Source organism: Sphingobium subterraneum, assembly GCF_014199435.1.
In the GTDB taxonomy this organism is placed as follows: domain Bacteria; phylum Pseudomonadota; class Alphaproteobacteria; order Sphingomonadales; family Sphingomonadaceae; genus Sphingobium; species Sphingobium subterraneum.
Genome location: NZ_JACIJP010000004.1, coordinates 264378 through 284672 on the forward strand (window position 1 = coordinate 264378; position 20295 = coordinate 284672).

The window sequence follows — 20295 nt, forward strand, 5'->3', positions numbered from 1 at the left end:
ATCACCCCTTCACGCAGACCACCTGCTTCAGTGTGTGCACGATCTCCACCAAATCGGCCTGCGCGGCCATCACGGCTTCGATCGGTTTGTAGGCCTTGGGCGTCTCGTCGATGACGCTCTCATCCTTGCGGCATTCGACGCCGGCGGTATCGGCGATATGCTCGTCGAGTGTCACCAGCTTCTTGGCCTGGGTGCGTGACATTACGCGCCCAGCACCATGGCTGCAGCTCTCAAACGACTCCGCATTGCCGAGACCGCGTACGATGAATGATTTCGCGCCCATCGAGCCCGGGATGATACCCATGACGCCCTTCGCCGCGCGCACCGCACCCTTGCGGGTAACGAGCACATTTTCGCCGAAGTGGTTCTCCCGCCGCACATAATTGTGATGGCAGTTCACCGCTTCGAGCTCGGCGTCGAAAGGCTTTGCGATCTGTCCGCGCAGCGCCCGGATCACATTGGTCATCATCATGCGCCGGTTGAGCGCCGCGAAATCCTGCGCCCATTCGACCGCTTCGACATAATCGTCGAAATGATCTGTCCCTTCCGGGAAGTAAGCGAGGTCCTCGTCGGGAAGGTTGATGAACCACTTGCGCATGTCCTGCTTCGCCAGCTCGATGAAGAAGCTGCCGATCGCATTGCCAACGCCGCGCGAACCCGAATGGAGCATGATCCACACGCGCTGCTCTGTATCGAGGCACAGCTCGATAAAGTGGTTGCCTGTTCCCAGCGTCCCCAGATGAATGAGGTTGTTGGTGTTCTTGAACCGCGGATATTTCTCCGTGATCCGGTCGAACCGCTCCACCAGCGTTGCCCAGGCATCGACGATCGCGGCCGGCGGGTCACCCCACGAACCGACATCACGCTTGCCACGGCCGACATCGCGGCCATGCGGTACGGCACGTTCGATGGCCGAACGGATGCCTTCCAGATTATCCGGAAGGTCGCTCGCCATCAGCGAGGTGCGCGCCGCCATCATGCCGCAACCGATGTCGACGCCGACCGCTGCCGGGATCACCGCGCCCTTGGTCGGGATCACCGAGCCAACGGTCGCACCGATCCCGACATGCACGTCCGGCATCACGGCGACATGCTTGAAGACGAACGGCATCTGCGCCGCCTTGGCAAGCTGCTCACGCGCCTTGTCGTCGACGGGAACGCCGCGCGTCCACATCTTCACCGGCACACTGCCTTCGACATGCTGCACATCAAATGTTCTCGTCTCGGACATTGCAAAATTCCTATAGCTGGATTTGGGCGGCCGGCCCATTCCGGCCGCCCCGGTTCCGCACGCCGGTCGCATAATCCGCTACGACCGACGCAGAAATATATAGCAGGAGCCGTGCCAACTCTTCGGAATCGGCGAAATAATTCTCACAGATGATTGATTTCAATGAATTTAATTTAAATTTGCGCAAATCGCCGTCTAAAGGCGCGTTTACATTTTCTTATCGAAATGAATAGTATTTTATCCTATGGGATAAGAATGAAACCGCTTACTGTAATCGGATTTCTTGGTTCAAGGCTGGACGCAAGCAAATTAGGGCCATCGCGCTGGAGCAAGTGGCGTCCCACCGTTGGACTCACCATGCATGAGGATCTGCGCGTCGATCGTCTGGTGTTGCTCCATGGTACACCGCATCGCCGCCTCGCCGAATATGTGTCCGAGGACATCAGTTCCGTCTCTCCCGAGACAAGCGTCGACATGCGCGTTCTCGACTTCAAGGATCCGTGGGATTTCGAGGAGGTCTATGGAAAGCTGCTCGATTTTGCCCGCGCAGAGCCGTTCGATCCCGACTTGGAAGACTATCTCGTTCATATCACTACCGGCACCCACGTCGCCCAGATTTGCTTGTTCCTGCTGACCGAAGCGCGCTACCTGCCGGGTCGCCTGCTGCAGACCCAGCCTAGACGCGGATCGCCCGACCCCGCCGGGACGTGGAGTGTGATCGATCTCGACCTCTCGCGCTACGACAGCATCGCAACGCGCTTTGCTGTGGCAAGCTCGGAGAGCACGTCTTTCCTCAAGTCGGGCATCGATACGCGCAATGCCGCCTTCAACCGGATAATCGACGAGATTGAGCAGGTTGCCGGACGATCTCGTGCACCCATGCTACTGATGGGACCGACCGGCGCGGGCAAGAGTCTGCTCGCGCGGCGTATCTACGAACTCAAGAAACTGAAGCACCAGACCGTCGGCCCGTTCGTCGAGGTGAACTGCGCGACGCTGAAGGGTGACAGCGCGATGTCGGCGTTGTTCGGGCACAGAAAGGGCGCTTTCACCGGCGCGGTGGCGGACAGGCCTGGTTTGCTGCGTTCGGCGGACAAGGGCATGCTGTTTCTCGACGAGATCGGGGAGCTTGGTCTTGATGAGCAAGCGATGATCCTGCGTGCGATTGAGGACAAGCGCTTCCTGCCGGTCGGTTCAGACAGGGAGGTTGGGTCTGATTTCCAATTGATTGCCGGCACCAACCGCGATCTGGGCGATGCGGTCGCCGCTGGTGCGTTTCGCGACGACCTCTATGCGCGCCTTAATCTTTGGACATTCCGCTTGCCGGGCCTTGCCGACCGGCGCGAGGATATCGAACCCAATCTGGACTATGAGCTCGATCGCTTCGCGGAGCGCGAAGGCGCCATGGTGAGTTTCAACAAGGAAGCGCGGCTGCGATATCTCGCTTTCTCCACCTCGCCCCAAGCCATTTGGGCAGGCAATTTCCGCGATCTCGCCGCGAGCATAACACGCATGGCAACGCTCAGCCCCAAGGGACGCATCGATCTGGATTGCGTGGAAGCGGAAATCAGCCGATTGCAACGACTGTGGTCGGGGCAAAGCGACAATCACACCGATGTTATTACCGAAATCCTCGGTGAACAGGCTGTTTCGGATATGGACCTTTTCGACCGTGTCCAGCTTGCCGAGGCGCTCCGCGTCTGCCGCGCCAGCCGCTCGCTGTCCGAAGCAGGGCGCACCTTATTTAGCGCGTCACGCACTCGGCGTAACAGTTCCAACGACGCCGATCGTCTGCGCAAATATCTCGCACGCTTCGAACTATCATGGAGTGAGGTTGTAGATCGTTTCGACTGAGGTCGCCAACAAAGCGGACTCTCCTTGTTCCAAGGGTATCACCCGAGAGCTGTCGTTCATTCAGTCAATCCCGGCGATCCAAAAAGCGACAAGGGTATTTTATTAGCGAAGTCGACGTTATGTAGTGGCGGGACGATTGCGGACGGTTGATTAAACGAGAGATAGCGTTTTTGTCCGCACCTGCCAGATGAGTAGCGCAACCGCGGCGAGTACGCCCACTAGCCCGGCAAGCAAGAAGGCCGCATCGTAAGCGCCAACAATTTCACGAATGAGGCCTGCCCCAAAGGCCGCGGTCGCGGCACCCGCTTGATGGCCAGTCTGAATCCATCCAAACACGATCGGTGCTTCGCTCTCGCCGAAAGCTTGGTTGGTCAGCTTTACGGTCGGCGGGACAGTTGCAATCCAGTCCAGACCATAAAATACGGCAAACAGCCCGAGGCTCGTGGCATCGAAGGTCAGAAACGGCAGGGCCAGCAAAGAAAGGCCGCGAAGACCATAATATGCCACCAGTAATTTGCGCGGATCGTAGCGGTCGGTGAGCCAGCCCGAAGCGGTTGTACCAACAAGATCAAATAGCCCCATCGTTGAAAGCAGGCCCGCTGCGGCTATTGGTGCGATCCCGCGATCTCCACAAAATGCAATGAGGTGGGTGCCGACAAGCCCGTTTGTGGTCAGCCCACAAACAAAGAACGTACCGAACAGCAACCAGAATATCGGACGCCGTATAGCTCGCCCAAGCACCACAAAAGGCATTCCCAGCGTCCCGCGCGGACTAGGCTCCACCGGGGCATCCACAGCTTCGCCAAAGCGCGTCGTGCCGATGTCTGCGGGTCGCTCGGGTACCAATATTGCCACCAAAGGTATAAGCAATGCGCAGGCAATGCTCACAGTCAACACAGCCGGACGCCATGCACCGGCGCTGGAAAGCCAGGCCAGGAACGGCAGGAAGATCAACGCGCCGGTTGCGGTGCTGGCGCTCAGGATTCCCATCACCAGCCCTTGATGCTTGGCAAACCAGCGGTTGACCACTGCTGCCCCCAACACCGAGGCGACTGCTCCTGTTCCTAAGCCCGATATCACGCCCCAGCTCAGAATGTAGTGCCACGGTTCGCGCATCCAGAGGCTGCTGAGCGTCGCTGCGGACATCAGGATCAGCCCCCCGAGCATCGTCCGGCGAATGCCGATGGTGACCATCAGTGATGCTGCAAAAGGGCCAACCAAACCGTAAAGGAAGATGCCTACCGCTGCCGAGAATGAGATTGTTGTGATGCTCCAGCCGAAATGAAGCGTAAGCGGCACCATCAGGACGCCAGGCGTCGCCCGCAACCCCGCCGAGATCAGCATCGCCTGAAACGTGGTCGCGACCACCAGCATGATCCGCGTCCGTGGCGATATCCGCAACTGGCGGATCATGCGGGAAGCGCCTGACTTGCGCTAACGATACCGCCCAGCGCTACTGCAAGGTCGCGCCATTCGTCAGCACCGATCGCGGTGAGCATCGCGTTCTGGGCATACTCCCATTGTCCCGTGGCATTGGACATGGCCACTTTGCCGTTCGCGCTGAGAGTCGCCACCTTCGTACGCTGCCCCGCGCTAGATATTATGACCCAGCCCTCGCGCTCCAAGGGAGCCAGCGCGCGATAGAGCGAAGTGCGATCCATCACCATCGCTTCGGCAAGCCGACTCAGTGGAAGCTTGCCGAAACGGTCCAGATGACGAAGTATGGCGAACTGGGTAACTGTCATCCCGGTCCCTTCCATAACCAGATCATACGCACGGGTGACCGCGCGCGACGCTTTGCGCAGGGCGGTACAGATGCATGGAGTGAGGGAAAGACTCGGGCCTTTATGATGCATATGCATCAAATAGAGCGGTTGGTAGAACAGTCAATGTGCCGCGTGATCGCTCCAATTCCGGTCGTTCGCGAGGGCCGATTTACCTGTTGATACCTGCCAGTCGTTCATATGGATGAAGGCCACATAAAGAGCGACCCTTACTCGGTTCGAGAAAGTCAACCGACAAGCGAATTCGCTTGTAAATCCTTTTCGATTTGCATCTTCCTCGCTTTCAAAGAAGATATGCGGAAATGAGGGGAATTGAATTGCGCTTTCTAACTTCGGCCTTCCTAGTCTTGATTCTCGCGCCTGGATTGGCCCGTGCCGATAATAACCAGATAACTATCGGGCCTGCCCCCCGGTGGGTCACTCCATCCGAATTGATGGCGGTTCCGGCAAATGCAAGCGGTGCGGCCTTTATTCGGCTGCAGGACGCCCTCGTCCATTTGAACGAACAGGGCCAAGAGCAATATGCTGGCTACCGCGTCAAGATTCTTCAATCCAGCGCGCTTGAAGCTGGCAATATCTCGATTTCATGGAACCCTGCAGCTGGCTCTCCGATCATCCACAACATAAAGGTCTATCGCGGCGATCAGGTCACTGACGTTCTGAAGACCACGTCTTTCGAGATACTGCGGCGGGAAGATCAGTTGGAAGCCGCGAGACTGGACGGCAGATTGACCGCAGTACTTCGCGTTCCCGACCTTCGGGTCGGCGACGAGTTGGAAGTGAGCTACACGATCCATGTCAATGATCCCACCCTAGGAAAGGATGACGCTGGATTGCTATTTCTCGGGTCCAGTCCTCTCCCCGGCCGCTATCATCTGGAGTTGAGTTGGGACGATGGCTGGAAGCCCAGCCTTAAGATGACGCGGGATATGACGGCGGTTGTTCAGAATGGTGAGCGTGCCGTCGATTTTCGGTTCGACAACCCAGGTATCTTGGTTCCGTCCAAGGATGCACCGGGGCGTTTCCAATGGCAACGTGTTGTCGAATTTAGTAGCTTTTCGGAGTGGGCGGGTGTTTCGCGCCGCCTAGCGCCGATTTTCGCCAAAGCAGCCATCCTGTCGTCCGGATCGACGATCAAAAATGAGGCGAGCGCAATTGCTGCCAGCAATCCTACCAAGTTGGGCCGTGCAAGCGCCGCCCTCAATCTGGTGCAGCAGAATATACGCTACATCTTTATCGGCCTTAATAGTGGAAATCTGACACCAGCGATGGCCGATGAGACCTGGCAGCGCCGTTATGGCGATTGCAAGGCCAAGACGGTGCTGCTTCTGGCACTCCTTCGCGAAATGGGCATTGAGGCAGAGCCAGTGCTTGTAAATAACAGCGGGACTGATGATGGCCTTGACGAGCGCCTGCCTAGCCCGCGCATGTTCGATCATGTTCTTGTACGAGCGCATATCGATGGCACTTGGTACTGGCTTGACGGCACACTTCCTTCAGTTGTTCCGCCGAGCACTACGCCGACTTTGCCGTATCGATGGGTTCTACCACTGACCACACAAGGAAGTTCTTTGGAACACATCGAGTGGCGTCCGGCAAACCGACCTGACGAAATCAACTTGACAGACATCGACACGCGCGCCGGTTTCGATCAACCCGCGCATGTGGTCAGCACATCGATCAAGCGCGGGATCGAAGGACTTCAACAACAAGTTCAGCTATCCGGCGCAACCCCGGATCAGCTAACCAATGCGCTCAGACAGAGCTTGGTGGGCAATACATGGCAGACGGTCGAAGACGTCAAATGGCGCTACGACGAAAAGGCTCAGGCGAGCGTGCTTACCATCGTTGGCACCTGGAAGCTCGACTGGGAAGATGATGGAGATGGTGCTCGTTCCATGGCTTTGCCCGGCGGCGGCTTCAGTCCGCCTGATCGGCGGGGTCGTGCTGCCGATCAGGACCAGAATCTGCCTTATTACAACAAGCCAGACTATGATTGTTACGTCACGACCGTCCGGCTCCCCACCTCGACTCGATCCGGGCAGTGGGCCTCCAAACCGGGGTTCGATACCCACATATTCGGACGGAATTATTACCGTGCCTTTGCGTTGCGGGGCGGAGCCATCCGCATGATCCGTGGCTCTCGCGTTGAGCGTCAGGAGATTGATGCCGCGTCCGCACGAAAGGACAATGAGCGCATTGCCGCATTCGATAATAGTAGAGGCTATATATTTTTCGATCCAGCGGGGCAGCAAAAACCAATCGCAAGCGCACCCAATGTCCCATCTACTGACGAAATCGACTGGACGGCGGACAATGTGCCATGCCTCTCAGCAGATGCCCGGGATAAACCTGCTGGGTAACTAGCTGTAGCCGTCACCCCGCGATTAGAAATGGTCCCGCTGGTAGCACAATGGCTCGTGGCCGAGCACTGCAGGAAGGGAAACAGTATGAATTCGATTAGAATGTTGCTGATTCCCTTGGCGATTATAGCCTGCGTTTCATCTGCTTCCGCCGATACGCCGGAGGCAAGTCCTCCGACGGCGACGCCTCTGGGTTCGCCCGGATTATGGTTGGAATCTGATGATTATCCCGCAACCGCCTTGCGATATGCCATGACTGGCATGACGTCATTCAGAATGACGGTCGACGCCACCGGCAAGCCCAGTCGCTGCGACATTGTCGAGAGCAGCGGGTTTGACGTGCTTGATCGCGCCACTTGCAGCCGTCTCATGGCCAATGCAAAGTTCTCGCCTCCGCGCGATCCAGCGGGCAAGCTTGCGGAAGGCACATATGCGGGTCGTGTCAAATGGGTCATGCCAGCCGGTGCGCAGTCTCCAGTGAGTGAAAATTTCGCGTCGATGCTGCTGTCAATCGATCAGGCGGGCAAGGTTATGACATGCAAGGTCGCGGTCCATATACCGGCGATAGCGGCGACGCGCGAAAAGCCCTGCGAACATGAGGCAGAAATGATGCCGCTCGTCATGGGTATTGCGCTGCGTGGAAATTATCAGGGGGCATCGGCTGAAGTCGAAATCCGTCAAGCGGATGTCTTCACACCTGACCTATTGGCGCGTGTGCTGGCTCCAATGCCCGGTTATGAGCAGCGCGCGCTCAATGTTACCGTTTCACAGCGAATACGGACGGCAGGCTTGGCCAATGCAAGTATATGGAACAGCGTGGAAGCGATCAAATGGCGACGGACTTTTGCGGCACTGTCGTTGACCAGAAATTTGATCCGCCATTCTCCACATTCGACAAAGATGGCAATGCGAGCGGATGGCATATTGTCCGAATGCTGCTGAAAACCGAAAATAAATGAGATTATGATAGCGCGCAGTCAGGCGATTTCTTACCGTAGGTAGATCGACAGCCTCGTTAAATTGGTTGGGCGGATCGAGAAAATACCACCCGATTTCTCGAACGGTAGGGTTGAAGCCGCTCAGTTGCAGACATTGACCCTGTAGTTTGCGCTCCTTGAAACCGGACGTCCGTTCATTCACGCATCTCGGAAGGGCGGAGCAGGCGGTTAAGAAACCAATGGCCAATAGGAATATGTCCGCCCCCGGCATAATAGGTCGGATTGGTTGACGTTCGAGCGGCACCGCTCTCCCCAGCAGGGCCTTGTTGACGAGGTAACGCAAAAGGGCAATCTGATCACATGGCGCAAAAGGATATCGAGGTGGTCGGACGCGATAGGGAGCGCCTTGTTTCGGCGTTGCAGCTCGCCGCTGTTGGCGACGCTTCCAGCCTTCGTATCGTCTATAAACTCACCTCGGCGAAACTATTCGGCATTTGCCTCCGTATCTGTGGGAACAGGCAAGCGGCGGAGGATATCTTGCAAGATGTCTATGTGAAGGTCTGGCGCCGGGCAGGCTCCTTCGACTCCCAGCGTGCCAGCCCCATCTCCTGGCTGGCGATGATTGCGCATAACGCCGCCGTCGACTGGCGGCGAGCGCAGCATCACCATGGCACGCTTGATGATGACGCCGTGCTTTCCATCGCTGACGAAGCTCCGTTGGCCGATGCCGTTGCCGAACAGGATGAGGATCGCCGCCGCCTTCTTTCCTGCCTAGATGGACTCGACGAAAGCCAGTCGAGTGTGATCCGCCGCGCCTTTCTGGACGGCATGACCTACCAGCAATTGTCGGACGAAAGCGGCACCCCGCTGGGCACGATTAAGAGCTGGATCCGGCGCGGCTTACAGAAATTGAAGGAGTGCCTCAACGATGGTTGATCCATCCCCTCCCACGCCCGATCGCGACACCCTCGCCGCCGAGCTAGCCTTGGGACTGCTCGAGGGGACCGATCGCGTGGAAGCATTGCGTCTGTGTCTCTCCGATCCGGCCTTCGCGGCAGCGGTCGAGACCTGGAGCCTGCGACTTTCACCGTTGTTGCATGCCATTCCGCCCGTTCAACCGCCCGAGCATATCTGGAAAGCCGTGGAGGCCCGGACCGGCATTGGCCTTAGCAGGGATGTCTCCAATATACACAGCCTCCGCCTGTGGCGTGGCGGTGCGCTGGTCTGCGGGGCCATCGCGGCCAGCCTGGCGCTGTTCATCGCAGTGCGACCTTCCGATTTGAACGCGCCGGCGCCTATGGCTGTATCCCAACTGGTGGGGGCACAAGGCCCGGCCATCATGGCCATCGCCTTTGACGCCCGGCAGGGCGTGCTGCGCCTCAGTACGACATCGCTTCCGACCGGCGACAAAAGTCCCGAACTGTGGGTCATCCCCGAGGACGGCGTGCCGCGCTCGCTGGGCATTATCGGAACCGAAGGACAAGAACTGACGGTCGACCCGGCTCACGCCAAATTCCTCAAAAGCGGGGTGACGCTCGCGATCACGATGGAGGATACCGCTTCCGCGCCACACAAGGCGCCAAGCTCGCAGCCGGTTCTTACGGGCAAAATCACCGTTATTTAACGACGCCTGCATCCATTTCGTGTCCGCTTGCGTATCTTCACCTGCATCCCACTATCCGGGGTGCCAGATCAAGGATGCTCGACATGAAAGCCTATTCTCGGACGCTCGCACTCGCTTTCGCTACCACCCTCTTCCTCACTGGCGCCAGCGCGGTGCAGGCGAAGAATCCGATGGTCGGCGGCGCTGCCATGTACCCGACCAAGGACATCATCGACAACGCCGTTAACTCCAAGGATCACACGACGCTCGTCGCCGCCGTCAAGGCTGCCGGCCTGGTGGATACGCTGAAAGGCCCTGGCCCCTTCACGGTCTTCGCGCCTACCAACGCTGCCTTCGCGAAACTGCCTGCCGGCACGGTCGAGACTTTGGTGAAGCCCGAAAACAAGGCGACCCTCACCAATATCCTGACCTATCATGTCGTCCCCGGCCGCATGACCGCGATGGACATTGCCGCTAATGCCAAGGCTCATGGCGGCAAGGCCGTGCTGACCACGGTCCAGGGTGAAACGCTGACGGCGTGGAAAGACAAGGCCGGTGCCTGGTGGCTGACCGATGCCAAGGGCGGCAAGGCCAAGATCACGATCGCCAACGTGATGCAGTCCAATGGGGTCATCCATGTTGTCGACACGGTGCTGATGCCCTGATCGAAGGCGGGGCCGCCGGTCATGCCCGGCGCCCCGCGCCCTATTCTTGAGGAGGATACGCAATGGACGTGTTTGTTGTTCTTCCAGCCGCCGCACCTTTGCCAAGCTTTGCATAACCGGTGCTGTCGGCGCAGCCGTATGGCCGACGCCGGGGATTGGCAGCGATGCCGCTGCCGCAACGTCGGCACCCGTCAAGCTGACCGACGCTGAATGGCGAACGCGCCTGTCTGCGCAGGCTTATGCCGTTCTGCGCAAGGCGTCCACCGAACAGCCGTTCACCAGCCCGCTGTCGAAGGAACACCGCAAGGGCCGGTTCGTCTGCACAAGCCGACATTTCACTCGACTTCGCCTGTGTTTCGAGCATTGCTATCCGCACTGAATCGCGCTGGCTGAGCCCGGCGCACCCCTGACCGAAGCGCTCGGCGGGGCTTGGGGTGGTGGAAGCAGCAACGGTGCGGCTTCACATCAGGAGACTACCCATGCCCAAGATCATGACCTCAAACTCTACCGCGAAGTCGCCGCTGAGCGGCAAGCTTCGGCGCGTCCTTGCTCTGCTGGCGCGGGAGGAGGGGGCCAGCGTTGCCGAGCTCATCGAGGCAACCGGCTGGTTGCCCCATACTGCCCCTGCGGCGCTCTCGGGGCTGCGCAAGAAGGGCTACGCAATCACCAAGCCGAAGGTCGATGATGTCACCCGCTACCGGATCACCGTCGATGCGTAAGGCGGAGCAGGAGCTGGCGGCGTTGGCCGGGCTGTCGGGTACCCAACTGCGCGAGTGTCGGTTGGCTCTGGAGAAGACGCCACTGCCATCCGTGCCCGAAGCGCTGCTGCGGCGCCTGCTGGCGCAGCGTCTGCAGGAGCGGCGGCTAGGCGGCCTGCCGCCGCTGGTGGCGCGCGAGTTGGAGCGGTCGTTGAGCAGGCAGGCTCCGACACTGTCTCCTTCGCGACCCGATCAGCCGCGCACGCTGACTCCACGCTCGCTGCTTTCTGTCGATCTTCCACTCGCCTGGACCGACCAGCGCATAGCCCTCGGGTTCGCCTGAGCCAAACCTCCTGCAGTCAGAATTTTCGCGCCTGAGACGGCGGGCGATAGCGCGCACGGAACGATCGCGCTATCGCCCGTCTCTGGCTGCACCCACAGTTGTGTGACAGCCACAATCCCCCCATAACTGCGCCGCTCCGAGGGCTAGCCGCTCACTGGTACCCTTTAGGGGATGTCTTGCAGGACTGTTTGGTGCGGTCGAGAAGACTCGAACTTCCACGGCCTTTCGGCCACAACGACCTCAACGTTGCGCGTCTACCAGTTCCGCCACGACCGCACATCACAGGTAGAAACCGGTCACCCGGCATCTGGTAGGCGCTGGCCATTAGCAAAGGGGCGGGGGCCATGCAAGCGCCCTTTCTCCGCTTTGTGGGTAGCGGCGAAAACGCCTCAATTTCCGCGGTTGACGAAGCCCAACGACAGATTTTCCGCGTTCTTGGGGATGTCGAGGCGGCTCTCGTTGATGCCCGCTTCTTCATTGGGCTTCAGTTCCGCCTTGTCGGCCTTGGTGATCCAGCTGAACACCAGACGGTTCTGCCCGTCGCGCAGCTCCACCAGTACCGGCGGTACTGGCAAGGTGGACGTACCGCTGTTCACCAGCCGCGCGTTGAAGGCGAAATATTCCGAGCCGTTGGGAAGTTTTCGTCGTTCCGGTGGCTTGGGGAGGTAGAAGAGCAGGTCCGGCTCGCCCGGATCGGCAACCAGTCCGGCGCGCACCGCCCATTCCGGTGGCCCGTAATACCACAGTGCTCCGCCGAGCAGGGCAACGACAAGGAAAAAGCCGACCGCGACCATGGTCCATAGCTTTGCGGGATTGCGCCGGGGCCGGAACGGGACTTCGGAGGCAAAGGGGCTCGCGTCGTCGTCCCCGCCGGTCGAACCGAGTGAACGGTCGAAGACATCGTCGACAGCGAAATTGCTTGCCACTTCGGCGGTGGGAGTAGGGGGAACGCTTTCCGTCGCGGCCGCCGGTTCCACGGGGGGAGCGTCGGCCGGGACGATGTCGAACCCGGCATCCTGCGCGATCGCATCGACGCTGTCCCGAGACGCCAGGGGTTCGTCCGATGCGGGCGCGGCAGCGGTTTCTGCCGCGCTCGCCGATATTTCGTTGAACCAGTCGTCCATCCCATCATCGGCCGTAATTTCGGCAGTCGGTTCCGCCACAGGCGCAGCCTCTGGGGCGGGGGCCACCGGCTGCGGAGCGGGGGGCGGGGATGGTTCCGCAGGCGGGGGCGCCGTCTCGGGCCGTGCAGCCAGCACGACGCCATCCTGGAACCAGCTGTGCTTGCATGCTGCGCAGCGAACCTGACGGCCGTTTACGCCAATGGCATTATCGGGGACGACATAACGGGTCGCGCAACTGGGGCAGACGAGGATCATGACGCTTCATAAGCGCGCAAGGGATCGACGCGCAAGTGACCACGCGCAAATGACGTCATGATTGCAGCACGATCGGCAGGGCACGCGCGGCAAAGCGCAGCATTCCCCTCCGACAGGCACGGAATAAACGCGGGACAGGGAAGGGCGTTCCCGTCCCATATCCTTGCTTTACGGCCCCCTCCGCTTGTGCGATGGACAGCAAGCGGGCTGTTCGCACAGCAGTGTTCTGGGGCGTTTCTCTCTCACTCATGTCGACGATCATTCAGTTCGAAAATGTCGGCCTGCGCTATGGTCCGGGGGCGGAAACGCTGTCCGATATCTCCTTTTCGCTCGTGACCGGGGGTTTTTATTTCCTCACCGGCACGTCGGGCGCGGGCAAGACCTCGCTGCTCAAGCTGCTCTACCTCGCCCAGCGGCCGAGCCGGGGCGTGCTGCGCCTGTTCGGCGAGGATGTGGTCATGCTGCACCGCTCACGTCTGCCAGGCTTTCGGCGCAGGATCGGGGTGGTGTTCCAGGATTTCCGGCTCGTGCCGCATCTCTCGACCTATGACAATATCGCCCTGCCGCTGCGTGTAGCCGGGCTGGGTGAGGACCGGATCGCCGAGCCGGTGCGCGAGATGATGGAATGGGTGGGGCTGGGTGATCGGGCTGATGCGCGGCCCGCCACCTTGTCAGGTGGAGAGCAGCAGCGCGTGGCGATTGCCCGGGCCGTCATCGGCCGTCCGGACATCTTGGTGGCGGACGAGCCGACCGGCAACGTCGATCCGGACATGGCGCAACGGCTCATCGGCCTGTTCGAGGCATTGAACCGGCTGGGCACGACGATTGTGATCGCGACCCACGACTTGCCGCTTATCAGCACCATAGCGCATGCGCAGATGATGCGGCTGGACAAGGGGCGGCTGATCGACCCGACCGGCAGTCTCCGCTATCCCCCCGGCCATGCTCCCGCGCCGGTGGAGGAGGGGCGCGCATGAGCCGCGTCGATAATCCCCGCCGCGCCGCAGCGGCAGCACGTAACCGCCTGCTTCCGGAGGGCCGCGTCGGCGGTCCGATGCCGTGGGTTATCGCAATCATGATGTTCCTTACGATTTTAGCGGCGGCGGCAGGGCTAGGGCTTGCCAACGGGTTGTGGACCCTCCGCGGCGAATTGGCAGGACGGTCCACGGTGCAGCTTGTCGAGGCGGACCGGGTCGTCCGCGATGCGCTGGCTCAGCGGATCGCGACGCGACTTCGCGCGCTTCCCGCAGTCGCAGCGGTGGACATCGTGCCGCAATCCGCGCTGGCCGACCAGTTGCGGCCGTGGTTGGGCGAGGCGGCGGATGGCACGGATCTGCCCGTCCCGGCACTGATCGACATCAGCGTGCGGCCAGAGGCCAGCGCGCAGGCGATGGCCGAGATACGCACGGCGCTGAACCGGATCGCGCCGCAGACACGGATAGAGGCGCACGCCGCCTATCTCGCCCCGGTGGAGCGGCTGATGCGCTCGCTGATGTGGCTCGCCGCGCTGCTTGTCGCGCTGATGCTTGTCGCGACGGGTGCGGTGGTGATGCTCGCCGCACGCGGAGCGCATGCCGCCAACCGCGCGACGATTGATATTTTGCATCTGATGGGCGCGACGGACGTGCAGGTTGCTCGTCTCTTTCAGCGCCGCACCGCGCTCGACGCGTTGTTCGGTGGAGCGCTGGGGCTGGTGACGGCGGCGGGTGCGATCATGCTGTTGGGCGACCGGCTGGCGGCGACAGGGTCGGAACTGACGGGACTCGTGCACCTCCCGGGATGGGCGTGGGTCATTCTGCCGCTGATCCCGGTGGGCGCGGTGCTTCTCGCGATGCTGACGGCGCGCACGACGGTGCGCCGCGCACTGGAGCGCAGCCTGTGATCGCGCGGCTGCTCGGCTTTCTGACCCTGCTCTGGGCGCTGGGCTTCGCATGGTTTGCGTTGCTGCTGCCCCAGCCGCTCGACGGGCGGCAGACGGACGCTATTGTGGTGCTGACCGGTGGGGCAGGGCGCATCGACCGGGGCCTTGCGCTGATGCAGGCGGGAGCGGCGCGGCGTATGTTTATCTCCGGCGTTGACCGGACGGTCCGCCCGCGCGAACTCGCGGCCCGCTACCACGCTCCGCGGAAGCTGTTCGACTGCTGCATCACGCTGGGCCGGGAAGCCATCGACACGCGCTCCAATGGCATAGAGACCGCGCACTGGCTCGACCGGCGCGGCTATGACACGGTGCGCCTCATCACCACGGACTGGCATATGCGCCGCGCCGCGTTCGAGCTGCGTCAGGCGCTGCCCGAGAACATTGTGCTGGTCTACGACGCGGTCCCGAGCCAGCCGCGCTTTTCGGTGCTGTTCAAGGAGTATCATAAATATCTCCTGCGCCGCGCCGCCGCTCTGATCGGGATCTGAACGCGCCATGTCGATCATCATTCTGGCCATCCGGTCCACGCTCTTCGCCATTACCTTCTACGGTCTTTCCGTGTTCTGGATTCTCGCTGCGATTCCCGCCGGATTGTATGGGCAGCGCGCGATGCTCCCCTTCGTGCGAAGCTGGGGATGGATGCACCGGCTGGCCTGCCAGTGGATCTTGGGTCAGCGCGTTGTCATCATCGGCGAGCTGCCGCAGGAACCCATGCTGTACATTTTCAAGCACGAGTCGATGTTCGAGACGATTGACCTGCTCTGTCTCTTTCCCGAACCAGTGATCGCCGCCAAGCAGGAACTGCTCGACATTCCCGGCTGGGGTTGGATCGCGCGGCGGCATGGTGTCATCCCGCTCGAACGCAAGGCGGGTGCAAAGGCGATGCGCCAGTTGCAGCGCAAGGCAAAAGAAGCAGTGACCTCGGGCCGGCCCATATGCCTGTTCCCGGAAGGCACCCGTGTGCCGCATGGGGAGTGCCCGTCGCTGCGTTCCGGCTTCGCGGGCCTGTACCAGTTGTTGAAGCTGCCGGTTGTGCCGGTCGCGATCGACACCGGGCGCCTGTCTCCGCGCAATGGCTTCCTCAAGCGTCCTGGCGTCATCACCTACAAGGTCGGCGAAATCGTTCCGCCCGGTCTTCCGCGCGACGAGGCGGAAGCGATCGTCCATGCCGCGATTAATGCGCTCAATACGTGCGATTGCCTGACGGGGAACGGCGCTCGCTGAGCGCGTCGATCGCCGCCCATCCGGTTCCGCCCAGCGCCGTTAACCGCTGCCCTTGCCGCGCGGTCATTCCGCCGAGCGGCACGACCGGCAGGTCCACGCCACGCCGCGCCAGCCCGAAGCGCACCGGTCCCAGCGTCGGCGCGCCGGTGTGCGATCGCGTGCTGAAGACGGGGGAAAGGAACGCGACGTCTGCTCCTGTGCGCCGTGCCACCAGAAGCTCCGGCCGGTTGTGGCAGGGGGCGGTGTGGATCAGACCTCGGGAATGCGTGCTGGGCCGCGTCTTGCCATGCCAGCCATCTGCGCCCCATGCCCGCGCCTGCCGCGCATTCCCTGCGAGGATCAGCCAAAGCCGACGTCTGCGCGCCACCGCCCGCATCTGTTCGAACAGCGCCCGCCGAGCCCTAAGCGCCAGTCCATAGTGGCGAAAGACGATGGCCGACCCGGCGGGGAGCCCCGTCATCGCCGCCATCAGCGCATCGTCATCGATCCGCTCGTCCGTGAACAGCCAGCGTCGCGGCATATCTGGTCGGAAGGGGCGGAGGGCGGTTCCGATTTTGCGGTGGCACGGTGGCATGCCCCTGCCTATAGCGGGCGGCATGAGCGGAGAAAACACCATGAATGCGGCGGATCGTCTGGCGGATGTCACCGCCCGCATCGCGACTGCGGCGCGCCCCGCCGGGCGCAAGCCCGAGGACGTCACCCTGATTGCGATTTCCAAGACGCAGGACGCCGATGCCATTGCGCCGCTTATCGCGGCGGGCCAGCGCCATTTTGGGGAAAACCGCGTGCAAGAGGCGCAGGCAAAATGGCCCGCCTTGCGCGCTCAGGCGCCCGGCATCGTTCTGCACCTCGTCGGCCAGTTGCAGAGCAACAAGGCCGAGGACGCCGTGGCGCTGTTCGATGTGATCCATTCGCTTGACCGCCCGTCGCTCGTCACAGCACTGGGGAAGGCAATGGCCGCGCAGGACCGCTCTTTGCCGTGCTTCGTTCAGGTCAATATCGGGGCGGAGGAGCAGAAGGGCGGCTGCGCCATTGCCGACGTGCCAGCTTTGCTGGAACAGGCGCGCGCCGCGCATATTCCGGTCGCAGGACTCATGTGCGTGCCACCCGCGGATGTGGAGGCCGCGCCCTATTTCGCCTTGCTCGCCAAAATGGCGCGAGAGCAGGGGCTCTCGGAGCTCAGCATGGGCATGTCGGGCGACTATGAAACCGCCGTCATGCTCGGCGCCACTTATGTGCGGGTGGGGACGGCGCTTTTCGGCGCACGTAGCTAAAAAAGGGCCGCTCCCCCGATGGAGAGCGGCCCGCGCGACCCCGGTTTTCCGGTTGTTCTAGAATTTCCCGCGCAGCGTGATGCCGTAGGTGCGCGGTTCGCCCAAATAGGCGGAGAAGATCTGCGTACCCGATGCGAAGCTTGGTGATCCGAAGGTCTGCACCTGAGCGACCGATCCGCTGCCCTGCAACGGCGAGTTGAACGCGACCTGCGTATATTCGGTGTCGAAGATGTTCTGGCCCCAGAACTCGATCGCCCAACGCTGGTCAGGTCCGCGAATACCGATGCGGGCATTGAAGATCGAATAGCCGTCCTGCGTCTTTTCGGGGAACAGGTCAGACCCCGTGTTGTAATCGCCCGTCATACGGCCATCGATGTAGAACAGTGCCGACAGCCCGTTGGAGCCGATGTCCGGCGTCCACGCAAAGCTCATCGTCGTGACGATCTTGGGAGCATTGCTGTTAATGTTGCCGGGAAGCAGGAACAGCGCCGGGTCAAGCGGCGTCTGGCCATTGCTGCTGCCGACCAGCCGGTTCTTGAACTGCGCCTCGGTATAGGTGAAGCCACCGCTCACCCGTACATTGCGGACCGGCGATGCGGTCAGTTCCAGTTCGACGCCCTGGCTGACGAGGCCTGGTGACACGTCGCCGGAAGCGCAGCGCCCGCCACCTGCGTTGATCGTGCCTGCTGTCAGTCCGCTGTCGCAGCCGTTGATGTTCTGCACGACGAAGCTGGTGCCGTTGAAGGTGTTGAGCTGGAAGTCCTTGAACTCCTGCCGGAATGCGGCGACGTTCGCGCTCCAGTGACGCTGGTTGTATTTCAGGCCGACCTCGAACGCGTCAACCTTTTCGGCGGCGAAGCGCAGGCTCCCCGCGTCGGCGTTGCTACGGCCTGAGAAATACGTCGCGGGCGAAGATGTCCCCGTCGACAGCCCTGTATTGCCCAGCTCGAACCGGTCGAGGTTATACCCGCCCGCCTTGTAACCACGCGAATAGCTACCATAAACCAGCAGGTTGTTCGTCGGCTTGTAGGACAGGACGGCGGTGCCCGACAGCTCGTTGTCCGTGAAGCCGTCCTTCGGGTTGAGCGCGTTCAGGCCCGTGCTGCTGTTGCCGAGGCAGGCGAGGGTCAGAACGCCCCCTGCCGCATTCGCAGCCGCAGCGCCCAGTCCGCCGCTTACAACCGGCGCGAGGGCTGTCTGCAAATTTGCGCAGGTCAAATTGTTGTTGGCGAATGTCGCGGAGAAGTCTTTCTTCTCATGCGTCCAGCGCAGGCCCAGCGTCAGATCGAGCTGATCGGTGACATGCACAATATTGTGAGTGAAGGCAGCAAACGTTTCGCTCTTCTGCCGGTAGCGCGCATCGGTGTCGCCGGTCCCCGTCGGGATATTCAGCAACGCCGTAAAGGCTGGCCGGAGAGGGGCAGGCACCGCTCCGTTGATCAGGGCCGTTACGCCAGCGGTCGAAGCGCAGGCTGCGTAAGGGAAGTTCGCAGTATTGAACGGTGCGCTTGTCGTCGTCAGGCTGTTCGTCAAGAGGCGGCACGTCGCGAACTTTCCATAATCCGCGCCAAAGCGGATGTTGTCCACCAGCGTCAGATCCTCGTGCGAATAATAGCCGCCGACCAGCCAGTCGAGCTTGTTGTTAAACGCCTCGCCCTGCAACCGCAGTTCCTGGGTGAAGGTCTTGAACTGGCGATAGGTGTTGGGATCGCGGTAGAGAATATCCGCACGATTATAGTCGTAATCGCCGAAATCGCGCGACTTGTAATTGCGATAGGCAGTGATGCTGGTCAACTTCGCCCCGCCCAGATCGTAGTTGATCTCGCCGGACAGGCCCCAGTCCTTCAGCTTGCTCACATATTCGCGGCCCGGCGTGATTGTGGCGTTGCGCGCATAGGGATCGACCGTGATCGGCTGGCCCGCGATGGCGGCGAGAATGGTCGCGATCCGGTTCGTCGGGTTGGTCACGAAATCGCCCGGCACGCCCGGCGTGACGTCCGCAGTTTCCCGCGTGCCGATATACACCGCCCCGCAGCAATGCTCGTCGCGGTTGGTATAGTCGCCAATCAGGCGGATGGAGAGCGCGTCATTCGGCTCGAGCAACGCCTGCCCGCGCAGCAGATAGCGGTCACGGTCGTTGGTGTCGCCGACCTTCTGGCCCGCCGCGTTGACGAGGTTCATGAACCCGTCGCGCTTCGACCATACGCCGTCGAGACGCAGGGCGATCTTTTCGCTCACCGGTCCCGTGACGCTACCCGACACCCGCCAGAAATCATAATTGCCATAGGTGATTTCACCCTTGGCCCCGAATTTGAATTCGGGCGCCTTGGTGACGATATTGATGAGGCCCGCCGAAGCGTTGCGGCCGAACAGCGTGCCCTGCGGCCCGCGCAGCACCTCGATCCGTTCAACTTCGCCCAGGTCGGTGAGGCCCGCACCGGTGCGGGAGCGGTAGACGCCGTCGATAAACACCGCGACCGAGCTTTCGAGGCCGGGGTTGTCACCCACCGTACCGATGCCGCGAATGCGCGCAGAACCATTCGCTTCCGATCCGGTCGAGGACACGAGCAGCGACGGCGCAAGCTGGTTAAGCTGACGGATGTCGTTCGCACCGCTGTTCTGCAGACTTGCCGCCGTCACGGCCGAGACGGCAATCGGCACATTGGAAAGCGGGCTGGCGCGACGTGTCGCCGTAACGATGATCGTGTCGTCCGGTGCCGCTTCCGCAGCGGGTGCGGCGGGCGGAGCAGGCTCCTGTGCATGGGCGGACAGATTGGCGATGGCGATGATTGCGACTGCACTGCTCGAAAGCAACCGAAGGCTCTGTGTCATATTTGCACCCTCTATTTATATGCGCTTATGCGTCATATTTTATGAACGACAGTATGAACGATAATCCGCATGAGACAAGTATTCTCCCAAAATCCCGAACAGCGCGACAGTTATGCAACACCGTAGAAATACAGACGTTAAAACTTGATGATGCCGTAGGGGCAGGAACGTTTTTTCTTGCGGTAA

General features: G+C 61.1%; 19 protein-coding genes and 1 tRNA gene. 13 read left to right on the plus strand and 7 right to left on the minus strand.

The window, feature by feature from the left end; all coding sequences use genetic code 11:
* Position 1: 1 nt before the first annotated feature.
* A complete protein-coding gene (locus tag FHS92_RS13285) occupies positions 2-1231 on the minus strand; it encodes an RtcB family protein (protein WP_184081204.1) in 1230 nt (409 codons plus the stop codon).
* 255 nt (positions 1232-1486) lie between these two features.
* On the opposite strand from FHS92_RS13285, the gene rtcR reads away from it, so the two are divergent.
* Positions 1487-3085: an RNA repair transcriptional activator RtcR gene (gene rtcR / locus FHS92_RS13290; protein ID WP_184081205.1), complete on the plus strand. Its 1599-nt coding sequence runs from the start codon at positions 1487-1489 to the stop codon at positions 3083-3085.
* 150 nt (positions 3086-3235) lie between these two features.
* Here rtcR and FHS92_RS13295 read toward each other — a convergent pair whose 3' ends face one another.
* The gene (locus FHS92_RS13295; protein ID WP_184081206.1) at positions 3236-4498 is read right to left on the minus strand and encodes an MFS transporter; all 1263 of its coding nucleotides are present in this window, start codon (positions 4496-4498) and stop codon (positions 3236-3238) included.
* On the minus strand, positions 4495-4830 hold the full coding sequence (locus tag FHS92_RS13300; RefSeq protein WP_184081207.1) for a MarR family winged helix-turn-helix transcriptional regulator: 336 nt from the start codon (positions 4828-4830) through the stop codon (positions 4495-4497). Before FHS92_RS13300 ends, FHS92_RS13295 begins: the two co-directional genes overlap by 4 nt.
* A gap of 341 nt (positions 4831-5171) precedes the next feature.
* Here FHS92_RS13300 and FHS92_RS13305 point away from each other — a divergent pair, with 341 nt between their 5' ends.
* From FHS92_RS13305 to FHS92_RS13340, 7 genes are all read left to right on the plus strand, one after another.
* The gene (locus FHS92_RS13305) at positions 5172-7232 is read left to right on the plus strand and encodes a DUF3857 domain-containing transglutaminase family protein (RefSeq protein WP_246351987.1); all 2061 of its coding nucleotides are present in this window, start codon (positions 5172-5174) and stop codon (positions 7230-7232) included.
* Between the two features lie 30 nt (positions 7233-7262).
* A complete protein-coding gene (locus FHS92_RS13310) occupies positions 7263-8174 on the plus strand; it encodes an energy transducer TonB (RefSeq protein WP_184081208.1) in 912 nt (303 codons plus the stop codon).
* 356 nt (positions 8175-8530) lie between these two features.
* Entirely contained in the window at positions 8531-9106 is a 576-nt protein-coding gene (locus tag FHS92_RS13315) for a sigma-70 family RNA polymerase sigma factor (protein ID WP_184081209.1), read from the plus strand.
* The gene (locus tag FHS92_RS13320; protein WP_184081210.1) at positions 9099-9794 is read left to right on the plus strand and encodes an anti-sigma factor; all 696 of its coding nucleotides are present in this window, start codon (positions 9099-9101) and stop codon (positions 9792-9794) included. Before FHS92_RS13315 ends, FHS92_RS13320 begins: the two co-directional genes overlap by 8 nt.
* An 83-nt stretch (positions 9795-9877) precedes the next feature.
* Entirely contained in the window at positions 9878-10438 is a 561-nt protein-coding gene (locus FHS92_RS13325; RefSeq protein ID WP_184081211.1) for a fasciclin domain-containing protein, read from the plus strand.
* A 479-nt stretch (positions 10439-10917) separates the two neighbouring features.
* Positions 10918-11157, plus strand: a complete 240-nt coding sequence (locus FHS92_RS13335) for a DUF3489 domain-containing protein (RefSeq protein ID WP_184081212.1) — start codon at positions 10918-10920, stop codon at positions 11155-11157.
* Positions 11150-11479, plus strand: a complete 330-nt coding sequence (locus FHS92_RS13340; protein ID WP_184081213.1) for a DUF2924 domain-containing protein — start codon at positions 11150-11152, stop codon at positions 11477-11479. The genes FHS92_RS13335 and FHS92_RS13340 overlap by 8 nt, the downstream gene beginning before the upstream one ends.
* Before the next feature lie 189 nt (positions 11480-11668).
* Here the strand turns inward: FHS92_RS13340 and FHS92_RS13345 are convergent.
* Both FHS92_RS13345 and FHS92_RS13350 read right to left on the minus strand, forming a co-directional pair.
* Positions 11669-11755, minus strand: a tRNA-Leu gene (locus FHS92_RS13345).
* Between the two features lie 113 nt (positions 11756-11868).
* A complete protein-coding gene (locus tag FHS92_RS13350; protein ID WP_184081214.1) occupies positions 11869-12858 on the minus strand; it encodes an MJ0042-type zinc finger domain-containing protein in 990 nt (329 codons plus the stop codon).
* Between the two features lie 248 nt (positions 12859-13106).
* On the opposite strand from FHS92_RS13350, the gene ftsE reads away from it, so the two are divergent.
* Genes ftsE through FHS92_RS13370 form a run of 4 tightly spaced genes read left to right on the plus strand, consistent with a single transcriptional unit; the run spans position 13107 to position 16003 of the window.
* Positions 13107-13835, plus strand: a complete 729-nt coding sequence (ftsE, locus tag FHS92_RS13355) for a cell division ATP-binding protein FtsE (protein WP_184081215.1) — start codon at positions 13107-13109, stop codon at positions 13833-13835.
* The gene (locus tag FHS92_RS13360; protein ID WP_184081216.1) at positions 13832-14740 is read left to right on the plus strand and encodes a cell division protein FtsX; all 909 of its coding nucleotides are present in this window, start codon (positions 13832-13834) and stop codon (positions 14738-14740) included. The genes ftsE and FHS92_RS13360 overlap by 4 nt, the downstream gene beginning before the upstream one ends.
* Positions 14737-15267 (plus strand): YdcF family protein, encoded by a 531-nt coding sequence (locus FHS92_RS13365; RefSeq protein ID WP_343056733.1) that lies wholly within the window; start codon positions 14737-14739, stop codon positions 15265-15267. Before FHS92_RS13360 ends, FHS92_RS13365 begins: the two co-directional genes overlap by 4 nt.
* A 16-nt stretch (positions 15268-15283) precedes the next feature.
* The gene (locus FHS92_RS13370; protein ID WP_184081286.1) at positions 15284-16003 is read left to right on the plus strand and encodes a 1-acyl-sn-glycerol-3-phosphate acyltransferase; all 720 of its coding nucleotides are present in this window, start codon (positions 15284-15286) and stop codon (positions 16001-16003) included.
* On the opposite strand, the gene FHS92_RS13375 is transcribed toward FHS92_RS13370, so the two are convergent.
* Positions 15963-16523: a thiamine phosphate synthase gene (locus FHS92_RS13375; RefSeq protein ID WP_184081218.1), complete on the minus strand. Its 561-nt coding sequence runs from the start codon at positions 16521-16523 to the stop codon at positions 15963-15965. The two genes, FHS92_RS13370 and FHS92_RS13375, sit on opposite strands and share 41 nt — an antisense overlap.
* A 76-nt stretch (positions 16524-16599) precedes the next feature.
* On the opposite strand from FHS92_RS13375, the gene FHS92_RS13380 reads away from it, so the two are divergent.
* Positions 16600-17277 (plus strand): YggS family pyridoxal phosphate-dependent enzyme, encoded by a 678-nt coding sequence (locus tag FHS92_RS13380; RefSeq protein ID WP_184081287.1) that lies wholly within the window; start codon positions 16600-16602, stop codon positions 17275-17277.
* 57 nt (positions 17278-17334) lie between these two features.
* Here FHS92_RS13380 and FHS92_RS13385 read toward each other — a convergent pair whose 3' ends face one another.
* A complete protein-coding gene (locus FHS92_RS13385) occupies positions 17335-20109 on the minus strand; it encodes a TonB-dependent receptor (RefSeq protein WP_184081219.1) in 2775 nt (924 codons plus the stop codon).
* Positions 20110-20295: the final 186 nt, after the last annotated feature.

Coding starts and splice junctions, on each gene's coding strand:
- FHS92_RS13285 (WP_184081204.1), bottom strand. CDS start 1,231: ATGTCCGAGACGAGAACATTTGATGTGCAGCATGTCGAAGGCAGTGTG.
- rtcR (WP_184081205.1), top strand. CDS start 1,487: ATGAAACCGCTTACTGTAATCGGATTTCTTGGTTCAAGGCTGGACGCA.
- FHS92_RS13295 (WP_184081206.1), bottom strand. CDS start 4,498: ATGATCCGCCAGTTGCGGATATCGCCACGGACGCGGATCATGCTGGTG.
- FHS92_RS13300 (WP_184081207.1), bottom strand. CDS start 4,830: ATGACAGTTACCCAGTTCGCCATACTTCGTCATCTGGACCGTTTCGGC.
- FHS92_RS13305 (WP_246351987.1), top strand. CDS start 5,172: ATGAGGGGAATTGAATTGCGCTTTCTAACTTCGGCCTTCCTAGTCTTG.
- FHS92_RS13310 (WP_184081208.1), top strand. CDS start 7,263: ATGGTCCCGCTGGTAGCACAATGGCTCGTGGCCGAGCACTGCAGGAAG.
- FHS92_RS13315 (WP_184081209.1), top strand. CDS start 8,531: ATGGCGCAAAAGGATATCGAGGTGGTCGGACGCGATAGGGAGCGCCTT.
- FHS92_RS13320 (WP_184081210.1), top strand. CDS start 9,099: ATGGTTGATCCATCCCCTCCCACGCCCGATCGCGACACCCTCGCCGCC.
- FHS92_RS13325 (WP_184081211.1), top strand. CDS start 9,878: ATGAAAGCCTATTCTCGGACGCTCGCACTCGCTTTCGCTACCACCCTC.
- FHS92_RS13335 (WP_184081212.1), top strand. CDS start 10,918: ATGCCCAAGATCATGACCTCAAACTCTACCGCGAAGTCGCCGCTGAGC.
- FHS92_RS13340 (WP_184081213.1), top strand. CDS start 11,150: ATGCGTAAGGCGGAGCAGGAGCTGGCGGCGTTGGCCGGGCTGTCGGGT.
- FHS92_RS13350 (WP_184081214.1), bottom strand. CDS start 12,858: ATGATCCTCGTCTGCCCCAGTTGCGCGACCCGTTATGTCGTCCCCGAT.
- ftsE (WP_184081215.1), top strand. CDS start 13,107: ATGTCGACGATCATTCAGTTCGAAAATGTCGGCCTGCGCTATGGTCCG.
- FHS92_RS13360 (WP_184081216.1), top strand. CDS start 13,832: ATGAGCCGCGTCGATAATCCCCGCCGCGCCGCAGCGGCAGCACGTAAC.
- FHS92_RS13375 (WP_184081218.1), bottom strand. CDS start 16,523: ATGCCGCGACGCTGGCTGTTCACGGACGAGCGGATCGATGACGATGCG.
- FHS92_RS13380 (WP_184081287.1), top strand. CDS start 16,600: ATGAGCGGAGAAAACACCATGAATGCGGCGGATCGTCTGGCGGATGTC.
- FHS92_RS13385 (WP_184081219.1), bottom strand. CDS start 20,109: ATGACACAGAGCCTTCGGTTGCTTTCGAGCAGTGCAGTCGCAATCATC.